At 51.5% G+C, this 20,242-nt stretch carries 14 protein-coding genes; 10 read left to right on the forward strand and 4 right to left on the reverse strand.

Going from position 1 to position 20,242, the window contains the following annotated elements; genetic code table 11:
- Nucleotides 1-96: 96 nt before the first annotated feature.
- From ACAW87_RS19830 to ACAW87_RS19850, 5 genes are all read left to right on the forward strand, one after another.
- Nucleotides 97-336 carry a hypothetical protein gene (locus tag ACAW87_RS19830; protein ID WP_370725379.1) on the forward strand — a complete coding sequence of 80 codons (240 nt, stop codon included), beginning with the start codon at nucleotides 97-99 and terminating at the stop codon, nucleotides 334-336.
- A 364-nt stretch (nucleotides 337-700) separates the two neighbouring features.
- Entirely contained in the window at nucleotides 701-1,027 is a 327-nt protein-coding gene (locus ACAW87_RS19835; RefSeq protein ID WP_370725380.1) for a DMT family transporter, read from the forward strand.
- Between the two features lie 342 nt (nucleotides 1,028-1,369).
- Complete coding sequence (locus ACAW87_RS19840; protein WP_370725381.1) at nucleotides 1,370-3,901, forward strand: cellulase N-terminal Ig-like domain-containing protein; 2,532 nt, start codon at nucleotides 1,370-1,372, stop codon at nucleotides 3,899-3,901.
- 300 nt (nucleotides 3,902-4,201) lie between these two features.
- Entirely contained in the window at nucleotides 4,202-4,582 is a 381-nt protein-coding gene (locus ACAW87_RS19845) for an MGMT family protein (RefSeq protein WP_370725382.1), read from the forward strand.
- A gap of 104 nt (nucleotides 4,583-4,686) precedes the next feature.
- On the forward strand, nucleotides 4,687-8,352 hold the full coding sequence (locus tag ACAW87_RS19850) for a PAS domain S-box protein (protein ID WP_370725383.1): 3,666 nt from the start codon (nucleotides 4,687-4,689) through the stop codon (nucleotides 8,350-8,352).
- A gap of 131 nt (nucleotides 8,353-8,483) precedes the next feature.
- On the opposite strand, the gene ACAW87_RS19855 is transcribed toward ACAW87_RS19850, so the two are convergent.
- Nucleotides 8,484-8,924, reverse strand: coding sequence for a WapI family immunity protein (locus ACAW87_RS19855; protein ID WP_370725384.1), 441 nt, complete (start codon nucleotides 8,922-8,924; stop codon nucleotides 8,484-8,486).
- Nucleotides 8,925-9,160: 236 nt separating this feature from the next.
- On the opposite strand from ACAW87_RS19855, the gene ACAW87_RS19860 reads away from it, so the two are divergent.
- The 5 genes from ACAW87_RS19860 (at nucleotide 9,161) to guaB (ending at nucleotide 14,632) form a co-directional block, all read left to right on the forward strand.
- Nucleotides 9,161-9,541, forward strand: a complete 381-nt coding sequence (locus tag ACAW87_RS19860) for a response regulator (RefSeq protein WP_370725385.1) — start codon at nucleotides 9,161-9,163, stop codon at nucleotides 9,539-9,541.
- A 153-nt stretch (nucleotides 9,542-9,694) separates the two neighbouring features.
- The gene (locus ACAW87_RS19865) at nucleotides 9,695-10,456 is read left to right on the forward strand and encodes an MBL fold metallo-hydrolase (RefSeq protein ID WP_370725386.1); all 762 of its coding nucleotides are present in this window, start codon (nucleotides 9,695-9,697) and stop codon (nucleotides 10,454-10,456) included.
- A 66-nt stretch (nucleotides 10,457-10,522) separates the two neighbouring features.
- Nucleotides 10,523-11,533, forward strand: a complete 1,011-nt coding sequence (locus ACAW87_RS19870; RefSeq protein ID WP_370725387.1) for an oxygenase MpaB family protein — start codon at nucleotides 10,523-10,525, stop codon at nucleotides 11,531-11,533.
- A gap of 93 nt (nucleotides 11,534-11,626) precedes the next feature.
- On the forward strand, nucleotides 11,627-13,045 hold the full coding sequence (gene mnmE, locus ACAW87_RS19875) for a tRNA uridine-5-carboxymethylaminomethyl(34) synthesis GTPase MnmE (RefSeq protein ID WP_370725518.1): 1,419 nt from the start codon (nucleotides 11,627-11,629) through the stop codon (nucleotides 13,043-13,045).
- Between the two features lie 114 nt (nucleotides 13,046-13,159).
- Nucleotides 13,160-14,632 carry an IMP dehydrogenase gene (gene guaB, locus ACAW87_RS19880; protein WP_370725388.1) on the forward strand — a complete coding sequence of 491 codons (1,473 nt, stop codon included), beginning with the start codon at nucleotides 13,160-13,162 and terminating at the stop codon, nucleotides 14,630-14,632.
- Nucleotides 14,633-14,740: 108 nt separating this feature from the next.
- Here guaB and ACAW87_RS19885 read toward each other — a convergent pair whose 3' ends face one another.
- From ACAW87_RS19885 to ACAW87_RS19895, 3 genes are all read right to left on the reverse strand, one after another.
- Complete coding sequence (locus ACAW87_RS19885; RefSeq protein ID WP_370725389.1) at nucleotides 14,741-15,472, reverse strand: metallophosphoesterase family protein; 732 nt, start codon at nucleotides 15,470-15,472, stop codon at nucleotides 14,741-14,743.
- Between the two features lie 54 nt (nucleotides 15,473-15,526).
- Nucleotides 15,527-16,228: a DUF2306 domain-containing protein gene (locus ACAW87_RS19890; RefSeq protein ID WP_370725390.1), complete on the reverse strand. Its 702-nt coding sequence runs from the start codon at nucleotides 16,226-16,228 to the stop codon at nucleotides 15,527-15,529.
- A 123-nt stretch (nucleotides 16,229-16,351) separates the two neighbouring features.
- Nucleotides 16,352-20,137: a T9SS type A sorting domain-containing protein gene (locus ACAW87_RS19895; protein ID WP_370725391.1), complete on the reverse strand. Its 3,786-nt coding sequence runs from the start codon at nucleotides 20,135-20,137 to the stop codon at nucleotides 16,352-16,354.
- Nucleotides 20,138-20,242 lie beyond the last annotated feature (105 nt).

A 20,242-nucleotide genomic window follows, 5' to 3' on the forward strand; every position in this document is an offset into this window, starting at 1 on the left:
CGGTATGACGGGGATCAGAGATAGGCTGCCTAACAATGGTCTGGTGCAGAATTGTCGGAGTGGGTTTCACGTATATTTGTTAAAAAGTGTATTGCTATGTCTACAACTGACCTTAAAAGCCTCCTGCACGATCAAATTGACCGGCTTCAGCAGGAAGACGATCTGCAAGACTTACTATTGACTGTCAGCGAATTTGTCAGCCATCGTGGTGGGCTACCCGATGAATCCCCGGAGCTATTGGCTCAGTTGCAGCACGCCTTATCGTCGGCTTCGGCCGGTAACTTTACCCCTCACAGTGATGTAGTTCAGGAGGCTAAGCAATGGATTACCAAGTAGTTTGGGGGGAGGAGGCTAAAGAAAACTACCGAACGCTTACGCTTTACCTTCTTGACAGGGCTTTCTCACAAAAACTTTCAGCGTAACAATTGCTGACGCGAGGCCCTTCGACTAGGCGTCCCCGACAGGCTCAGGGTGACACCGGTCTGGCGTACCAGGAAACTCAAGAATGTGAATGACAACCTTGAGTGGTAATGCCACCCTGAGCCTGTCGGGGACGCCTAGTCGAAGGGCCTTTCGGCAGCAATTGTTAGCACAACTATTTTTCATGAGAAAGTCCTGCCTTTGGCAGATCAAAAACTATATAAAATCAACTAAATTTTTTCAAAAGAATATTAGTAAAAATAGCTTTAACAGGTAAAAAATGAATTGGATTATCGTAATTATTGCCGGCCTATTTGAAGTTGCCTTTGCATTCTGTTTGGGGAAAGCAAAAGAAGCCACAGGCAACGAAATGTATTTATGGTATGCAGGGTTTATTGTGGCTCTCACTATCAGCATGGCACTGTTAATTAAAGCAACTCAAACACTACCAATCGGCACCGCTTATGCAGTTTGGACAGGTATTGGCGCAGTTGGGACTGTTTTAGTAGGCATTTTGGTTTTTGACGAACCGGCTACTTTTCTTCGATTGCTTTTTATCAGCACGTTGATAGGGTCTATCGTCGGACTAAAAGTCGTTTCACACTAAAAGGGATAACCAACGAACGGCAAGAACGACAGCCTATATCCGAAATATGGATTTTCGTATTCCAGAAATAGTTTAGTCGTTGGTCAAATAGTATATTTTCAAATCAATTTTCGCAACAAAAGTTAAAAAGCCAGCTAGTTGCCTTAGCTGTCGATTAGAAGTAATACTGATCAATTAACTATACGATTTTGACCTTATTCTATAGAAATATTCAAAGAACAAGGGTGATGATTTTATAAACCGATTTTCAAAGTTTTTAGCATAGTATATCAGACCACTTTCAGGCTTCTTCACCCGTTAGCAATCGGAGCAACAGAAAACGGATAGGTAGTTTGAATTAACATGATAAGACGAAAATTTTTACTAGTTGCCCTGCAACTGCTGGTAGCATTCACGTATGCGTCGGCCCAGGGTTTGAAACTCAACAAGCTTGAGTATTTCGAGACGCAGGGCGTCAACGTACTTGTATACAACAACCTGTTTACCGGGGGATTTAACGATGAGAAGAACGCCGGGATCGAATTGATTCACCACGGCGTACGCACAGCGCAGGGTGGTGCCGTACGGCTCTCCCACACGCCGGAGCAGTGGGACCTCGTGCCCAACATATCAAACCGGAAGGTAAATACGGCCACCCAAACCATTGAGGCTACCTTAAAATATGCCGATTATGATTTTGAGTCGCGAGTGGTGGTAACGGCGAAAGGTAAAGGAGTCGAGATTGCTGTTTATCTGGATAAACCCATTCCCAAAGCACTCGAAGGCAGTGCCGGATTCAATCTGGAGTTTCTTCCCTCGCAATACTGGCAGAAGGCCTATTTGATGGATGGACGTTACAACCGGTTTCCACGCTATGTTGTAGGTAACACCGTTACGAAGCCGAACAGTGAAAAGCCAAAACAGTATAAAGGATATAAAACATCAGACGACCGAGGAACCGGCAAATACATTGATCCGCTTCCCCTCGAAACCGGACGTACCTTACTTCTGGCCCCTGATGAACCGGAACGCCTGGTTAAAATCACCTCAGCCGATGCCGATCTGATGCTTTTTGATGGTCGTATGCTGGCCCAAAATGGCTGGTTTGTTGTCCGTAGTTTACTACCCGCCGGAAAAACGGGTAAGGTATTGAGTTGGACGGTTGAACCAAATGCCATTCCGGGTTGGGTACGAGAGCCGAACATCGGTTTTTCTCAAGTGGGCTACATGCCTTCTCAAGCGAAAGTTGCGGTGATTGAACTCGACAAAAAAGACAAACCACTCGCCACATCAACCCTATTTAAAATTGGAGACGACGGCAAAGCGACCAAAGTATTTACTGGAAAAATTGCCTCCTGGGGAAATTATTTCAAATACAACTACGTAAAGTTTGACTTCTCGTCGGTTAAAACGCCTGGCATATATTATATCCAGTACGGAAGTATTAAAACGAATAATTTTTTAATTCAAGATAACGTCTACGACAAAATCACCGATGCCACGAGCGATATCTGGATTCCGATTCATATGGATCATATGTTCGTAAACGAAGCGTACCGGGTATGGCATGGCGAGCCGTTTAAGGAAGGCTATCGGCAGGCACCGCCAAACACGGACCACTTCGACTTGCATGCCCAGGGGCCCAAAACCGATACAAAATATAAAGCGCTTGAACTGATCCCGGGATTGAACGTGGGCGGATTTTTCGATGCGGGTGATTTTGACATCGAGACCGGATCGAATATTGGCGTGGTGCAAAACTTCGTACGTACCTGGGAATCGTTCAAGCCATTACGGGATCAGACGTTTGTTGACCAAAAGCAACGCTATGTTGACCTTCACCGCCCCGATGGCACACCAGACGTATTACAGTTTATTGAGCACGGCACGTTGAACCTGGTAGCTCAGGCCGAGATTGTTGGCCACATGACCCAAACACTCTCGAATGCAGTGCTCGACAATTACCATCACCTCGGCGATGCTGCTTCCTTAACCGACGGTCTGCCTTATGATCCCAAACTGGGGCCGTATGAAGTAGCGGCCGACGGCCGGTCGAGCGGCGTGAAAGATGACTTGTGGGCCTTCACCAGCCGCAATCCCGGCCTCGACCTAAGTGCAGCAACGATGTTTGCCGCAGCCAGCCGGGCGCTGAAGGGGTATAATGACGATCTTTCAGCCAGAGCGTTGAAGCAGTCAAAAAGATTGCTGAAAGAGTCAACGGAATTAATGGCTAATCGGTCGCAAGATAGCCTAGGCAGGCGGGGACGGGGGGCTGATATTGGCACTAATCTCCAATTGTATATATCGACCGGTGAAAAAGAATACGTTGATAAATTTCAGCAAGCTTTATGGCCTGCCCTTGATCGCAATCTTACGTTCGCCCTGCTGACCGCCCTAGATGCCATACCGCACATGGACGCAGCGTACAAGGCAAAGCTCCAGCCCTATATTGTCAAGTACAAAGCCTACATCGAAAATCTGGAGAAGGATAATCCATACGGCGTGCCCATTGGGCTTCGTAACTGGGCAGGTAGCGGCGATGTGATAAACTTTGGTACTACCATTTGCTTCGCCAGCAAATACTTCCCGGACATCATCAGCGAAAGCCATGCGTATAAGGCCGCTAACTATCTCTATGGCTGCCACCCGTACCACAATTATTCATTGGTAGCAACGGTGGGCGCTACCCGTCCCAAAGCGGTATTCTACGGCAACAACCGGGCTGATTTCTCCTTTATACCGGGCAATGTTGCGCCGGGCTTATTGTTCAGACAGCCCGATCACTTTGAAAACTATGACGACTGGCCATTTTTCTGGGGCCAGAATGAAGGCACGATTGGTGGCAATACCAGCTACTTAATTTTCGGATCAGCATTCAAGAATCTGGTGAAATAGAGAGGCATTGTTAATCAACTGTAAATACTCTCGAAACGCATACTTCGCCCCGCTGGGGCTCTGGTTGACAGGGGTATGTATGATTGACTACCGATGCTGCGGCCCACTGGGCCTGTGGCGGATGCTCACCCTCAAAGGCCCAGCGGGCCGTAGCATCGGTAGAACCTAGCATTGACGAAAAAGTCTAAGCCCCGGCGGGGCGAAGCATGCGTATAACGGTTTAACTTTGACTCATACAACGCCCGTTTGGCCATGTCTTTGCAGACTATGCCGAACGGGCGTTCCGTTGTATATTTACGTATGGCCACAAAACGCACCATCACTACTGCCGACGGCTCAGTATCCGACCCTCCCCGTGATTATTTCGAAGATGTTTACGCCGTTGTTCGGCAGATACCTGCGGGGCGCGTTACAACCTACGGGGCCATTGCGCAGTACCTAAGCCTGCGCGCCGGTGCCCGAATGGTGGGTTGGGCTATGAGTGCAAGCCACGGCCAACCGAACGTACCTGCACATCGCGTCATTAACCGACTGGGCGTATTATCAGGTAAGAATTTTTTCGGATCACCTACCCGGATGCAGGAACTCCTCGAAGCTGAAGGCATGCAGGTCGTCGACGATACCGTTGTTGATTTTAAAACTCGACTTTGGGATCCTTCCCTTGAATTAACCGATATATGACGTAAGATTTGGTTATGACTTGCCAGTGTTATTGACCTTTGTGACATCACGCTGGCATATGGCACTAAATCGTAATTCGTCTATCGTACATCGTAAATAACTCCATGACTACCACCCAACCGTTTGACGCCCGAAAAACCGTTGACCAACTAAACCTGATCGGATTGACCGTTGAGCACGACGGCTCTGTTTCGTACGTGAACCCGTATGCACTGCGCGTTACCGCCTGGAGTATCGACGAAATTGTGGGCCGCAACTTCTTCGACGTCCTCGTTCCCCCGGCTGATCGGACTGTGCTGGAGCAATTATTTCGGGAGGCACTTGAGCGGGGAAGTTTCCCGGAACAGCGTGAAATTCAGCTATTGACCAAGAGCGGATCAACGCGCAATGTTCACCTGAACTCGTTTATTCCGAGTGGTACCGGTGGTCGAACGGACGCTTTTACAATCATTGGCGAAGACCTGACCAGCAAACGGCGCGTGGCCTCGGCTCTGAGCAACACCAACGCCCAATTGCAGGATCTAGTCGACAACACGAGTGACCTGATTCAGTTGATAACGCTCGACGGTAAGTTCATTTTCGTAAACAAAGCCTGGCGCGAGCTACTGGGCTATGGCGCCGATCAGATTGCCTCGCTCACCCTGCGCGATGTGCTGCACCCCGATTACGTTAAAAGCACCATCGACCGGTTGCAACGGGTGCAGGAAGGAGAACCCAATCCGTCGTTTGAAACCGTTTTCCGCAGCCGCGATGGTCGTACGCTCTTTCTGTCGGGTAGCGTCAACTGCCGCTACGATCAGGGAAAACCAACCGCTTTCCGGTGTATCCTGCGCGACATCACGCAGAAGATCAGGGCCGAAAAAGCACAGCGCCTCTACTACAGCATTGCCAGCTGGACGCTGAACATGCCTAACCTTGATGACTTTTACCAGCGCGTACACCGCGAACTAGGTAACATCATCGACGCCAGCAACTTCTTCATTGCGCTCTACGACCAGAGCAAAAAGTACCTAACCTTCCCCTACTACGTCGACGAGTCGTTTCAGGGAAACATGCGCTTCACCAAAAAGAGACTGGGCACCGGCCTCACCGAATACACTATTCAGGCCGACAAACCGCTTTTCCTGCGCGACACCGACATTCTGCACCTCGCCGAGGAACACCAGATTGACCTTTATGGACAACAGCAACCCAAGCTGATGCTGACTGCCCCGCTTCGGATTGGTGACGAAATCACGGGCATCATCGGCGTCAAATCGTATACCGATCCCAGCCTCTATGGCCCCCGCGATCTGGAACTGCTCGAATTTATTTCGGGACAAGTGGCACTGGCCATTGCCCGCAAACAGGCCGAAGCCGCGCTGAATAAGCAAACCGCCCGCCTGAACGCCATTTTCAACAGCAGCACGTACCTGATCTGGTCGGTCAATAAGGCATTACAGTTAACGTCATTCAACCAGAACTACGCCGGGCTGATTCAGCAATTGACCAACGAGCAACCCCGGCTATTCATTAGCGCCGAAAATCAGGGATGGCGTGGCATCGGCGATGATAACCAGCAACTACTCGACGATCGGTACAAACTGGCATTTAAAGGAATAGCACAAAACTTCGAGATGCGCCTTGAGCTGGGCGGAAAAGAGGCGTGGCTCGAATTACACCTGAATCCAATTCTGCTGTCGGGCGGGGTCATCGAAGAAGTATCGGGCATTGGCCGCGACATCACGAACCGGAAAGGTGCGCAACTGAACTTGGAACGGAGCGAAGAGAAGTTCCGGGGCATCTTCGAAAACCTCCAGGATATATACGTCCGCGTTGACAGGCACGGGGAAATTACCATGGTTAGCCCGTCAATATTTAAACGGAGCGGCTATACGCCCGACGAAGTGCTGGGCCAGAATGCGCTGACCTATTTCGTCGATCCCGGCGTGATTCGGCGGGCCTTGTTCAAGCTGGTACGTACCAGGTCGGTGCGCAATTTCGAGGCCACACTGCGTCGGAAAGACGGGTCTGAACGACAGTTTATGTTCAACATGCTGCTGTTGAAAGATGAAGATGGTCGTTACTCGGTAGTGGCCGCGCTGGCCCGAGATATCACCGAACTCAAAAAACAATCGGCCGAACTGGTGAAGGCGAAAGACGAAGCCGAACGGTCACTGAAAGTAAAAGAACGTTTTCTGGCCAACATGAGCCACGAGATACGTACCCCCATGAACGGCGTCATCGGCATGGTCGACCTGCTGAACGACACCGTGCTAAACGACGAACAACGCGACTATGTGCGCACCATTCGCCGCTCGTCGGAAACGCTGCTGAACATTCTGAACGACATTCTCGACTTGTCGAAAATCGAGGCGGGTAAAATGGTGTTGCACGAAGCGCCAGTGACTCTGAGCGAGGTCTTCGAGAAACTCATTGCCTTGTTTGGTCAGCAGGCTAACGCCAAAGGCAACCGCCTGTTCTACACGCTTAGCCCCGAATTACCCAAATTCGTGATTGCCGACCAAACCCGGATGCTCCAGATCTTGTCGAACCTGACGTCGAACGCCTTGAAATTTACCGAAGATGGCACCGTGGAGGTAGCGGCTTCGCTGGTGAGCAAACGCGGTAAATTCAATCGCATTAAAGTTGAGGTGCGCGATTCGGGCATTGGCATTTCCGCCGAAAACATTGGGTTACTGTTCAATTCGTTCAGCCAGGTCGATACGTCGTCACGCAAAACATTTGGTGGTACGGGACTCGGCCTGTCGATCTCGAAGGAATTGGCGGCCCTGATGAAAGGCGAAGTGGGTGTTGAGTCGACCGTGGGTATGGGCAGTACGTTCTGGTTTACGCTTGAGCTGAAAGAAACCGCCATTAGCCCCACGCAAAGCCAAAGCGAAGCCGCCGCCGACATGAAGGTGACCGACTTTTTCACCGACTATAAGCCCGTTATTTTGCTCGTCGACGACAACGCCGTAAACCGGAAAGTGGCCAGCGAGATTCTCCGTAAATCGGGTTGTGTGGTTACTACGGCGTCGAGCGGCCCCGAAGCCATCGAGAAAGTAGCGGCTGGCAGCGGGCAGGGCAACAACCGGTTCGACGTAATTTTCATGGATATCCAGATGCCTGACATGGACGGTGTTGAAACCACGCGCTATCTACGTACCCAGTACGCGGCGCAATTACCGCCCATCGTAGCCATGACGGCCTATTCGATGCGGGAAGACCGCGAACGGTTCCTGAGTCAGGGCCTTGATGACTACATTGCCAAGCCTATCCGCGCCCAGGGCCTGATTGCCAAAGTGGCTGAGATTGTGAAGAAGGGCAGAAAAGCTATAGAGACGGAAGACTTTCCGTCTCCCGTGCATCAGCAAATGCCTGAAAAAGTTGCTGACGCACGGGAGACGGAAAGTCTTCCGTCTCTACAAGCCTACGCTGACGTACCTGTGATAGATACGGAGATACTGGAGCAGTTGCGCGACATTGGTGGGGCCGAGCTGGTCGAAAGCGTTTTTGAGGATTTCGTAACCGAGGCCACCGAGTTAGTAACGGAGTCGCTGACGGCCTTTGCAGCGGGTGATATTGCTACAGTGAAGAGCCATCTGCATACGCTAAAAGGGAGCGCCGGTACGGTTGGTGTGGCGCGGCTGGCGCGTATTGCCCGTGAAGCAGAAGGCAAACTGAAAGTTCAGGACACCAGTCAGTTAGCGCAGGAACTTAAAGCACTTGAAGCCGCCTTCGCCGAATTCATGGATTTTTTGATAGGTACGCGGATTAAAGAGATTTAAACCGATTCACGCGGATTTTTGATTGAGTACGCAGATTTTTAGACTGAGGCATAGCAAATCCCTCTAAATCCAAAAATCCGTGTAAATCCTTTTAAATCTGCGAGATCCGCGTACCCATTCACAGAAGTCACCTACGCCCGGACGGGAAACTTATTTAGCTGCTGAGCAAGGTCGTTGATCGCTTGTCGAAGTTCGTCTTTGTTGGGTGTTACGGGTAGCCAATACGTTTTTGAGTGATCATCGTGCCATTTTGGCGAGGCCTCTTTGTTCATGCCTATTCGAAAAACGTAGTGTTCTTTGCCGTCAGAAAGATTACAGAAACTTAGCGATGGTTCAATGAACGTCAGCTTGGGCGCTAGTTCGGCATTATCGATAACCGATTGCATCCAGCTATGAAGCATTTCCAGCTCCCAGGTCGACAGAAACGTAAGCGTCCGGGTCGACTGTTGAGCCCCTTCTTTGGTTACCATACTTACAATAAGCCAGTTGCGATCTAAAAAATCGCTCGAATCGCTGTACTCATAGTCCAGTATATTCAGTTCGAAGTCACCCCGTGGTCCTGTAAGTTTCATTGCTTATGGGTCAGTAGTTAGAGAGATCTGCAAGCCGGACGGGTGCATCCGCCCACCCAAAAATTAACTCATCAATACCTATCGATAATATAGTTTAAAAAGTTGAATCTACAAAAAGTCCGATTCGATACCTACATAAGTATCTAAAAAATTCTGAGACCGATTTTAGCCTCCGGTGAAATAGGCTGAGCTTTTTACGTTAATTTCACCCACCGAAAACAGACCCTACGAACCGCATGGCTTCCTCAAAACGTGTCCTGATTGCCGAAGACAGTTCCGTCATTCAAAACCTCGCCCGTAAAATTCTGGAGTTTCAGAACTACGATATTACGGCGGTAAAAAACGGCGAGCAGGTACTGCAGATTCTTGATAAAGAAGATTTTTCTATCCTGCTGCTCGATATTAATATGCCCGTCATGGATGGTATGGAATGCGTAAAGCAGGTCCGTGCCCTTAGTGATCAAACGAAAGCCAACGTACCCATCGTAGCCATCACAGGCAACGCCCGCAACTATACGGAAGAAGAATTCAAGTCGGCTGGTTTTAACGATGTGTTGGTAAAGCCCCTCAATTTCGACCGCCTCGTTGAAGTGGTCAATCAACTTACGGACAAGTAAAAATGAGTGAATGCGGAACGCCGCCCGGAGCGAATGAGTGAATGAGTGACTAATCTGAAATACTACGCAAATAGCCTCGTTGACACTATCCGTAGCGTTTTACACTAGCGGCTCATTCACTCAATCACTTATTCGCTAATTCACTCATTACTCATGGTCGTCACCCTTCTCGGTACGGGTACGTCGTCGGGCGTTCCGATGATTGGCTGCCAGTGCCCCGTTTGCCGGTCTGTCGATTTTCGCGATAAGCGGCTCCGCACATCGGCGCACATCCTGGTGGCGGGCAAAAGCTTCGTGATAGACACCGGGCCTGATTTCCGTCAGCAGGCGCTCCGGCTAAATCTACTGAACCTCGACGCCGTACTGTTCACTCACGAGCATAAAGATCATACTGCCGGTCTGGACGAGGTACGTGCGTTTAACTTCCGTTCAGGTCAGGATATACCGGTTTATGCCCGCTCCAGCGTGCTTAGGCAGTTGGAGCGGGAATTTGAATACATCTTCGCCGAACACAAGTATCCCGGCATTCCCCGCATCGACACCTACGAGATTCGCAACGAACCATTCGAGGTGATGGGTGTTCCCGTCATTCCTATCAACGTGTTGCACCATAAATTGCCCGTCTTCGGCTTTCGAATCGGCGATTTTACGTACCTGACTGATCTTAACTACATCAGCGACGCCGAGTTGGAAAAGGTCTACGGAACGCGTGTATTGGTGCTCGACTCCCTGCGTCAGGAACCTCACCTCTCTCATTTTGCACTGAGTGAATCGCTGGCGCTCATCGAGCGTATCAAGCCCGAGCGAACATACCTGACGCATATAAGCCATCAGATGGGCCTTCACCGTGAAATCAATCAAGTGCTTCCTGCCGGTGTACAGCTAGGCTACGATGGCCTTCAGATTAAACTCTAGCGGGTGTTTCACGATGCAATCAAACGCATCCACATTTTGTTAGTCAGTCAAAACAGCTTTCCTGTTATGGCCACTCCTATTACCCCTACCCGCACCTTTACCAGCGCTCAACTTGAGGCCTACCGACAAGTAGGCGATCCGCCTGCCGATGCCGTCGTTGCCAACGTGGTAGCCGACGGAGGCCGCGAAGGCGTGGGTACGTTAATGCGCTGGCTGGCCAATAACACCGACTTCGACACCAGCACTCAGCCCGAGGCAGTTCAGCAATTTTTCACCGACTTTGCTCACTTGCCTATCTGGGCCAATGAGGCTCAGATGCGACGCGGAATGGCTTTTTATCAGCAACACATCGGCGTAATCGGGCTCATTCTGGGTACGTTCTCATTACCCTATACGTACCTGGGTGCCAACGGCGTACAACTGCTCTGGCTCACCGACCGAATCCGCACCGACACTGCCCGACGTTTGCAGGAAACCGGCGAATGGGTATTCGCGGTGAACGACCCGAAAAACTGGAGAGATTCGTCGAAAGCCATCAACTATACCCTTAAAATTCGCCTGATCCATGCCGCTTCGCGCTGGTTTGGGTTACACACGGGGCGCTGGAATATGGAGTGGGGGATGCCTGTTTGTCAGGAAGATATGGTGGGTACCATTGGCTCGTTTGGTTATATTGTGTTACGTGGTCTTCGGAAAATGGGGGTTTCTGTAACGAACCAGGAAGAAGAAGATTACCTGCACCACATCAATGTAGTCGGCTATATCAACGGCGTAGCTGAAGAGCTGCTTCCCAAGAATTCCCGCGAAGCTTTCCACCTTGATAAGCTGATTGTGCAACGGCAGTTTAACCCATCGGAAGCCGGTTCGGGCCTCACCAAAGCCCTGCTCGACACCATTGGTAAACAGGCCGGCAGCGAGAATGCCCGGAACCTCGCGGCGGCACAGATGCGTTTCTTTCTCGGCAACGATCACGCCGATGCGCTGGACATTCCCAACGTACCTGTCGAGTCCCGCCTGATGAGCGTAGTCAGTCGCCTGCCTATTTTCCCGAAATTGATACCAACTTCTATCGTTTGAAGTTTGTCGTTTGAGGTTTGATGTTGCGTTGCCAGAGCACGTAACGCCGGACCGGCAACGCAACATCAAACCTCAAACTTCAAACTACCTTTGATCCACCAACTTGAACCCATTACGGCGTTGGCCACTGCACCGGGTATTGGCGCCATTGCCGTTATCCGTGTGTCGGGCGAAGGCGCTATTGCACTGACAAACAACCGGTTTAGCGGAAAAGACCTGACGCAGCAGCCCAGCCATACAGCTCACTTCGGCACGTTCCGGTCGGCTAGTGATGTCATTATTGATGAGGTGTTGGTGACGATTTTTCAGAGTCCGACATCGTTCACGAAAGAAGATGTCGTCGAGATTTCGTGTCATGGGTCGGAGTACATTATCCGGCAGATTCTGACCGAGCTGACCAATGCGGGGGCACGGCTAGCCAAACCGGGTGAGTTCACGCAACGGGCTTTTCTGAACGGACAGTTTGATCTCATTCAGGCAGAAGCCGTAGCCGACGTGATTGCGGCCGATTCGGCGGCGAGTCACCGGGCGGCGTTGAGTCAACTGCGGGGTGGTTTCTCTAAACGGCTGAAAGACCTCCGCCAGCAACTGATCGACTTTGTCGCCTTAGTTGAGTTGGAACTGGATTTTGGCGAAGAGGATGTTGAATTTGCCAAACGCGATCAACTGCGTGGACTCATGCAAACGATCCGTGGCGTAATTCAACCGCTGATCGAGTCATTTACGGCCGGAAACGTGATCAAAAATGGCGTTCCTACTGTGATTGTGGGTAAACCCAACGCAGGTAAATCGACGTTGTTGAATACCTTGCTGAACGAAGAAAAAGCCATTGTCTCTGATATTCCCGGCACCACCCGTGATGTCATTGAGGATGAGTTGTTCATCGACGGCGTTCGTTTCCGCCTGATCGACACGGCCGGTCTGCGCGACACCACCGACACCATTGAGGCCATTGGCGTGGCCCGTACCAGGCAACAGATCGATAAGGCTGCGTTGGTCGTTTACCTCTTCGACGGTACCACCACTACGCCCGACGAACTCCAGCAAGCCATCGCCGAACTGCACGAATCGGGCAAACCGTACGTGCTGGTTGGCAACAAAGTCGACGCTATATCAGACGCAACGCGTCAAACCCTTGACGGCAGTATCTATGCCCTTTCGCCAGCGAATAACGTACCCGGCAACGTGCCTAGCGATCGGGCAATCATCTGGATTTCGGCTAAAGATGCGCAGATCGACGCGTTAAAAACCGTGCTATCGGCCCGCGCCCGAACCGATTCGGCCATGCAGTCAGGTAGCTCGGTAGTAACCAACGCCCGGCACCTTCAGCACCTCACCGCTACCGACGACGCGCTGGCCCACGCCATTGCGGCCATCGACGCAGGTACGTCGGCCGACTGGATCGCCATGGACCTCCGCATCGCCCTCCGCGAGCTAGGTGAGTTGACTGGTGAAGTGACAACCGATGACTTGTTAGCCTCGATTTTTGGCCGTTTCTGTATTGGCAAGTAGCCCCAGTACAAGCCTATTTCCCAGCTAGTTCAAGCAACTTAACAATTCCATTACCTAAGTTCCGCAGATTAGTAGTACTTTTGTCCGGCAAATAACATCCCCTGCTTATTTGCCATGAGCTTAGACGCCAGCAAGTTTCTGTACGAGGCACTCACCTACGACGACGTACTCCTCCTCCCCGCTTATTCGGAGGTTTTACCGAGAGACACCAACACCACTTCACAACTTACACGCACCATCCGTCTGAACGTTCCACTCGTTTCGGCCGCCATGGATACGGTTACTGAATCTGACCTGGCTATTGCTATGGCGCAGGAAGGCGGCATTGGTATGATCCACAAAAACATGAGCATCGAACGGCAGGCCGAACAGGTCCGCAAGGTGAAACGCTCAGAAAGTGGTATGATCATCGACCCGATCACGCTCACTGAAGGCTCGAAACTGTCGGATGCGCACCGGATCATGCGCGAATCGAAGATTGGCGGTATTCCCATCGTTGATGCCGATGGCAAACTGATTGGCATTCTGACAAACCGTGACCTTCGTTTTCAGCGCGACCTTACATTGCCTGTCACCGACATCATGACGCGCGCTAACCTGATCACGGCTACAGTGGGGCTGTCTTTTGAAGATGCGGAGAATATGCTTCAGGAGTACAAAATCGAGAAGCTCCCTATCGTCGATGAAGCGTACAAACTGGTAGGCCTGATTACGTACAAGGATATTCTAAAACGCAAAAGCCATCCCAATGCTTGTAAAGACGAGTTGGGTCGCCTGCGCGTTGGTGCTGCCGTTGGCGTAACCCCCGACCTGATTCAGCGCATCGAAGCATTGGTAAAAGCAGGTGTCGATGTGGTGAGCCTTGATACGGCGCATGGCCACTCACGGGGTGTACTCGATGCCGTTCGGAACATCAAGACGAAATTCCCCAACCTACAGGTCATTGCCGGTAACGTGGCCACCGGCGATGGTGCAAAAGCCCTGGCCGATGCCGGAGCCGACGCCGTTAAAGTAGGCGTAGGCCCCGGTAGCATCTGCACCACGCGAATCATTGCCGGTATCGGGATGCCACAGCTAACCGCCGTTTATGAATCAGCCAAGGCACTGCTCGGCACGGGCGTTCCCATTATTGCTGATGGCGGTATTCGTTTCTCCGGCGATATCACCAAGGCCATTGCCGGTGGAGCCAGTACGGTGATGATCGGATCACTGCTCGCCGGTACGGAAGAAGCCCCCGGCGAAGTGGTGTTGTTTGAAGGTCGCCGCTTCAAGAGCTACCGGGGTATGGGCTCAGTGGAAGCCATGGAAGAGGGCTCGAAAGATCGCTATTTCCAGGATGCCGAAGACGACATCAAGAAGCTCGTTCCCGAAGGTATTGTAGGTCGGGTGCCGGTGAAGGGAAAAGTATCGGAAATTATCTACCAGATGGTAGGTGGTCTGAAAGCGGGTATGGGCTACTGCGGTGCTGCCGACGTACCTGCGCTGCAACAGGCGAAATTCGTGAAGATCACCACCGCCGGTTCAAAAGAGAGCCACCCCCACGATATTCAGATTTCGAAAGAAGCGCCGAATTATAGCTCGAAGTAGAGGTCAATTGAGTCTGGATAGTCGTTAAAAGAGTAGTGCCGAGTCTGGAAAGTCGCTCAAACTGACTTTCCAGACTCGGCACTACTCTTTTAACGACTATCCAGACTATTAGAACGTAATCAACCTGCTACTCACACCATGCGTTGTCACATCGATTTCGCGCATGTATGGACCTGAGTTAAGAAGTTTTATTTCTGTCGTATGGGGGTCGAGCTGAATATAGGTTGAAGGCGTAACCAGTATCGTTGTGTTGCCGCGCATCACAGTGGCTTCGGTGTGGTAATGGCCGCTAATCATCTGCATACGGCAGGGTAACTCTTCGGTAACCTCGAGCCACTGATTTTGCTGGCGGAACGGATATTTCGTGTCCATAAATCGGGCATTGGCAGGCAGCACAGGGTGATGGCAGAAAATAAGCACATTGTGGCTGATAACCGCAAGTTGGTCGGCAAGCCAGGCCCACTGTGTATCGGAGAAACTTCCCTTCGACGAATCCAGGAACAAGGCGGGATACCCATCGAGCGGCAAAGCGCTATAGAGTTCGGTGCCAGTCAGATGGTGGGTTAAGTGCAGTTCTTCAGCCATCATCACCGAATCATCATGATTGCCGGGGATGGCGTACCACTGGCAAGGCAGATCGTTTTGCAGCTGCTTGTAAATCCACTGGTAAATTTCCCGCACGCCTACATCGAAGCAGAGATCTCCCCCAATCACCAGACAGGCTGGTTTCATGGCCCGAACGATGTCGAGTGCTTTCAGGAAATTAGCCCGCACATCGATTCCCGCCGGTGTTTCGCCCTCGCCGGCAATGTGTATATCGGTGATAAATGCAATTTTCATGATCGGTGTCCCCTACCCTACGAGTGAATTGTAAAGGTAACGGACAGTCCGAATCTACGAAACAGCCATACCCGCCGATTTAGATGCAAATTTCTGTTTGTAATAACGCACCGTGCGCCCAATGAGCATGCCGCCCAGAATTGACGGGGCAAGCCAGATGAGCGTGCCGGCCCATTCTGGCGCATTAGTGGGCAGTAATCGGGGTACGTTGGTGACGGCTGCGGCGGTAAACGTGGCGATGTACGAACCGCCCATCCGGGTGAAATGCTGAAAATAACAGCCCATTTTTAGCGTTGGCTGGCTTTGTTGACGGTAATCCTGCCAGGCAAAACGCCCCGTCAAGGCGCCAAAAAACGTAAACACAATCGGCATGAACGAGAACCCGCGTTGAGTAAGCAGGTACGTTCCAACGACAATCATGGCAGCGCCCACAACCAGGGTAGCGTAGGTAAGCGCTATATCGAGCGTTGCCTGCTGGCCTTTTTTATTTTTGATAGCCCGCCAGCCGGTGAAGCACAGGTAGAAACTAAACACAGCAATTCCGGTCAGAAAAAGGCGCATCATTTTAAACGGCTGAAGTCCGCAAAGTAGCAGGGCCGTAACGGCTACAGTAATCATGCAGTAGACATAAACCAGCCCGGCCCGGTTATGCAGTCGGCTTCCTTTCTGAGCGAGCATGGGAATCAGGCCAACAACCAATGCGGTAAAACCAGTAGCTATGTGTGTAACCAGGAGAAGAGTCAGCAGCGTTTTCATGGCGCAATTAGGTTATCGTTTGATGAAACAAACGTAGCGGGACCCGTACACAAAAACACGCTTTTTGGGGCATTCAACAAGGTTTGGGACGAATAGCAAACCGCCCCAAACCTTATTTCTAACTTATTGAACCAGCAAACGGCCCTCTACTGCTCCCACTGGAGTTATGACTCGATACACGTACACGCCTTTTGCCAGTGTGCGAAGGCCTACGTCGGTACTTTTTTCGAAGCTACGGCGCAATTGCTCACGCCCCAGCACATCATACAAAATAACGCTATGAGCCCCGCCTAAACTGGTTTCAACCCGAACCTGCTCAGAGGCTGGATTGGGTAATACCGTAACTACCGGCCCACGAGCCGGATCGACAGCCAGCAGTGGAATGACGGTAATGGCCACGCTACCCGAGAACGTACCTGTACCGCATCCGTTCGACAGACCAGTCACTTCGTAACTTATCGTTTTGTCAGGCTTGACGGTCACCTCAAACGGTGATGATGGTGACGTACCGGTTTGGCCATCCGATAACGTGAAGGAATACGGCGGTGTGCCAGTGAATGTGAGGCGGAGCGTTGTGGTGGTGGTTTGCAGAATACTGACATCGCCCCCGGCGGCAATCACTCCCGTAGGTAATACGTTTACCGTAAATACCTGACCGGGGGTTGTTTCCACTTTTTCAGCGGTATTGCCCACCACCCGGAGTAGGTATCCACTTCCCGCCGATTGACTGGCAGGAATCGTGTAGGCAATGTCGGCTTGTGTGCCGCTACCAACAGCCACAGGATTGGCAAAGCTGCCTACTGCGTCAGAAAGCTGGACAACGTACCCGGTAGACCCGTTGAACGAACCACCTTGCACCACGGTCAGTGACCCGCTCTGACCCGCACAAAGGGCCGTTTTTGCTATATTTTGGATGGCCAGTGTTGGAATCACAACCACTTTGGCCGTGCTGGTGGCCTCACCCAAGCCACACACGTTGCTGACACTGTTGACCCGGTAGGTCGTTCCTTCTGCAATAGACAGTGAACGAACGAGTGTATTGTTCGCCGATGTGCGTAATGTATCACCAGTCAGGCTATACTGCCAGGGGCCCGAACCACCGAAATTCAGCGTAACACTCACGGGATTCCCAAACACGACCTCTGCGGGAGCACTGACCGCCAGGCTGGGCAAACTCAGTACAGAAAACGTAGCGGATGTGTCGGCCGTGCTGATGTTGTTGTTGCGCAATACCCGGATTTTATAGCCATTGCCGGCCGACGAACTGGCAGGGATGGTAACGTTGGCAGTTGTAGAAGTAACCGAGGCTAAAAGCTGCGGATTGGCAAACGACCCGTTTCCGTCCGATAGTTGTATGCCGTAGTTGCTAACGCCCGTGTTTCCTCTAGACACCTGAAACGTAACAGGTATGTTGCCTCCAGCACACACTTGCTGAGCGGCAGTGGCCAGCGCCGTTACCTGACCAACCGGGACAGCCAATTCGGCCTCCCAAACGCCCCGACCATGCGTAGCTGCCTTAATTTTACCGCCTGCATAGTCGATGTCGAGATCATACACCATAGCGTTGGGTAATACTGTACCATACCGAGCCCACTGACTCATGCTGTTGTCTTTGTAATAAACGCCCTGATCCATCGCCACGTAAATCCCCTCATCAGTCCCTTCCTGAAAGGCGATGGCGTTACTAGCGATGCGGGGCAAATTCTCCGTTATCTTAGTCCAGGTACGTCCATTATCGGCTGATTTCATGACGTGATACGTCGATTCGGCCAGCACATACCGTGAAGCGTAGATTGTTTTGGGGTCGGTGGGACTAACAACGATGGCGGTCATGTAGGCATCGAAACTGTCGCCCAACACCCGCTCCCAATTCTGCCCCGCATCGGTACTGAAATAGAACCGGTAACTAGCCCCCGTTTTATAGGTACGGACGTAGAGCGTATTTACGTCAGACGGAGCCACAAAAACATCCTGAATTTCTTCACCCGTCTCGAAGGTCTTCACATTCTCCCACTGCGACAGAAAGTTCTGCTCATTTTTTCGCCACAGGCTATTCGACCCCAAAAACAGCGTTTTCGTGGCTTGATGGTAATCGATCGGACTGTAGAAGCTGGTGTTATCACCCGTGACTCCGGTTGGCGTGATATACGTTTGAAAGCCATTGGCTACCCGATACAGTACGCCGTTTTGTGCCGTGGAATAATACACATTCGGATTATCACCGTCGATGAGACAACTCATCCCGTCGCCACCGCTGACCTGTTGCCAGGTGCCATTGATGAACATCTTCGATCCATTATCCTGCAAGCCGATCACCATTCGATCTGACACTGTAGCCGACTGCGCCAGAAAATAGATCTGTGAGACCGCAATCTGATCGAAGAATTGGTAAGCCGCCCCTCGTTTACCTGTTGCCGCATTCAACCCGCCGTCTGACGTAACAAAAAATCGGTTTGTACCGGGCTGATAGCCGAAACTGCTCACGTCTGAATGGACATCACCCGCCCGGTTAGTGGCCCATCCATGCCGGTATTCCCAGGTACGTCCCCCATCGAAGGTCGACATCAGGGCAACCATGCCCACATGAATCTCGCTCGTATCAACCGGCGATACGCCCAACGACTGGCACCAGAAGAGTTGCGTATCATCGCGCGTTTGCTGGTTAGTGGCAAACCGGGCTCCTTTCGCCACAATAACCCGCACCTCACTGGTAGCGGTATTCAGGCGATACAGCCCGGCGTGTTTCTCGGAGCCCTGGCCGGTTAGCATGTACAGGTAATCTGGAGCGGCGTCAGAAACCGCGAGTTCAATCCGGCCCGACGTACCTACTTCAATGGTAGTGGGCAGGTTAAGTGAGGTAAACGTCTTGCCCCCATCAACAGACCGAAGCATCTGGTCGCGACCGGCGCCACTCACGTATACCGTCTGCGGATCACCCGGTTTTAGCTCAATATCGGCGTAACTGGCCAGGCGGTCGGCAATGGGCGTTGTTGCTTTCACCCAGTTTAACCCGCCATCGGTTGAATAAAGAATACCGTTCACACAAGTCACAATCAGATGATTATCATCGGCGGGGTCGATAATAATATTGGTAGCCCGGCCGATACCTACGGTGTTTGTGCTACCAGCCGTGTTTTCGTAGCGGATGCGGAAAGGCAGATGAGACCACGTAACACCCCCATCCGTTGATTTCTGAATGCCATACCCAACCGTACCGCCCGACGCGGCTGCGGCAAACCAGTTGCTGGTTGCAATTACGAGTTGCGGGGTACGGGCAGACACCGCCACATCAGTGACGATCATGTTGTTCGCCTTATCGAACAAAGGAGTCCAGCTTACGCCGTTGTCGGTTGTTTTCCAAAGGCCTCCGGTTGTGGAGTTGCTACGCCCCGGCGAGGCGGTGTAGACTGTGCTAGCGTCGGTGGGGTGAAAGGCTACCGCACCTAGCCGCCCCACATTATAGCCGTTCAGCAAATGGCTGCTGTTGTTCAGGGCTGAGGTCGGCGTTGTAAACGGGCCTAGTTCTTTCCAGGCTGGGTTGGCCGCTTTTCGTGCCCGACTGGAAACCTGACTTTTCTCGAAACGAGCTAACTCTGCAGGTACGTAGGCAGGGTCATAACTGCCATCGGGACCAAGATGCCGTAATCGCCACTGCTCCCAACGATAGAACTTGGCTTCATCTTCGTTCTCTTCAAATTCAGGCTCAGGCAATGACTTGCGACGGGCTTTTCGTAGCGCTTTCTCCCTAATTCGCTCTACAGATTGGCGTTCTTTTTCAAATTCAGCCTTTACTTCCTGATAACGGACGTTGTCATCCTGCATGAGCAGTTGGTACGGCTTTTTCTGAGCCTGTGCGGTCAGATTGACCAGTAGACTTATGACGAGCAAATAAAGTAAAGAACGGTTCATTGGCGGTATAGCGATAGGGGGAGAGCAAACAGTTGAAAAGTTACCATAAATACAGAACTCATACGTCTAACTTTATTAAACGTTTCGTAAGCTACTCGCCCCGAA

It is taken from the genome of Fibrella aquatica, assembly GCF_041321135.1.
In the GTDB taxonomy this organism is placed as follows: Bacteria; Bacteroidota; Bacteroidia; order Cytophagales; family Spirosomataceae; genus Fibrella; species Fibrella aquatica.

Excerpts from the sequence above, each read along its gene's own strand:
- guaB (WP_370725388.1), top strand. The coding sequence starts at position 13,160 with ATGAGCTTAGACGCCAGCAAGTTTCTGTACGAGGCACTCACCTACGAC.
- ACAW87_RS19835 (WP_370725380.1), top strand. The coding sequence starts at position 701 with ATGAATTGGATTATCGTAATTATTGCCGGCCTATTTGAAGTTGCCTTT.
- ACAW87_RS19890 (WP_370725390.1), bottom strand. The coding sequence starts at position 16,228 with ATGAAAACGCTGCTGACTCTTCTCCTGGTTACACACATAGCTACTGGT.
- ACAW87_RS19840 (WP_370725381.1), top strand. The coding sequence starts at position 1,370 with ATGATAAGACGAAAATTTTTACTAGTTGCCCTGCAACTGCTGGTAGCA.
- ACAW87_RS19830 (WP_370725379.1), top strand. The coding sequence starts at position 97 with ATGTCTACAACTGACCTTAAAAGCCTCCTGCACGATCAAATTGACCGG.
- ACAW87_RS19870 (WP_370725387.1), top strand. The coding sequence starts at position 10,523 with ATGGCCACTCCTATTACCCCTACCCGCACCTTTACCAGCGCTCAACTT.
- ACAW87_RS19850 (WP_370725383.1), top strand. The coding sequence starts at position 4,687 with ATGACTACCACCCAACCGTTTGACGCCCGAAAAACCGTTGACCAACTA.
- ACAW87_RS19845 (WP_370725382.1), top strand. The coding sequence starts at position 4,202 with ATGGCCACAAAACGCACCATCACTACTGCCGACGGCTCAGTATCCGAC.
- ACAW87_RS19865 (WP_370725386.1), top strand. The coding sequence starts at position 9,695 with ATGGTCGTCACCCTTCTCGGTACGGGTACGTCGTCGGGCGTTCCGATG.
- ACAW87_RS19895 (WP_370725391.1), bottom strand. The coding sequence starts at position 20,137 with ATGAACCGTTCTTTACTTTATTTGCTCGTCATAAGTCTACTGGTCAAT.
- ACAW87_RS19855 (WP_370725384.1), bottom strand. The coding sequence starts at position 8,924 with ATGAAACTTACAGGACCACGGGGTGACTTCGAACTGAATATACTGGAC.
- ACAW87_RS19860 (WP_370725385.1), top strand. The coding sequence starts at position 9,161 with ATGGCTTCCTCAAAACGTGTCCTGATTGCCGAAGACAGTTCCGTCATT.
- ACAW87_RS19885 (WP_370725389.1), bottom strand. The coding sequence starts at position 15,472 with ATGAAAATTGCATTTATCACCGATATACACATTGCCGGCGAGGGCGAA.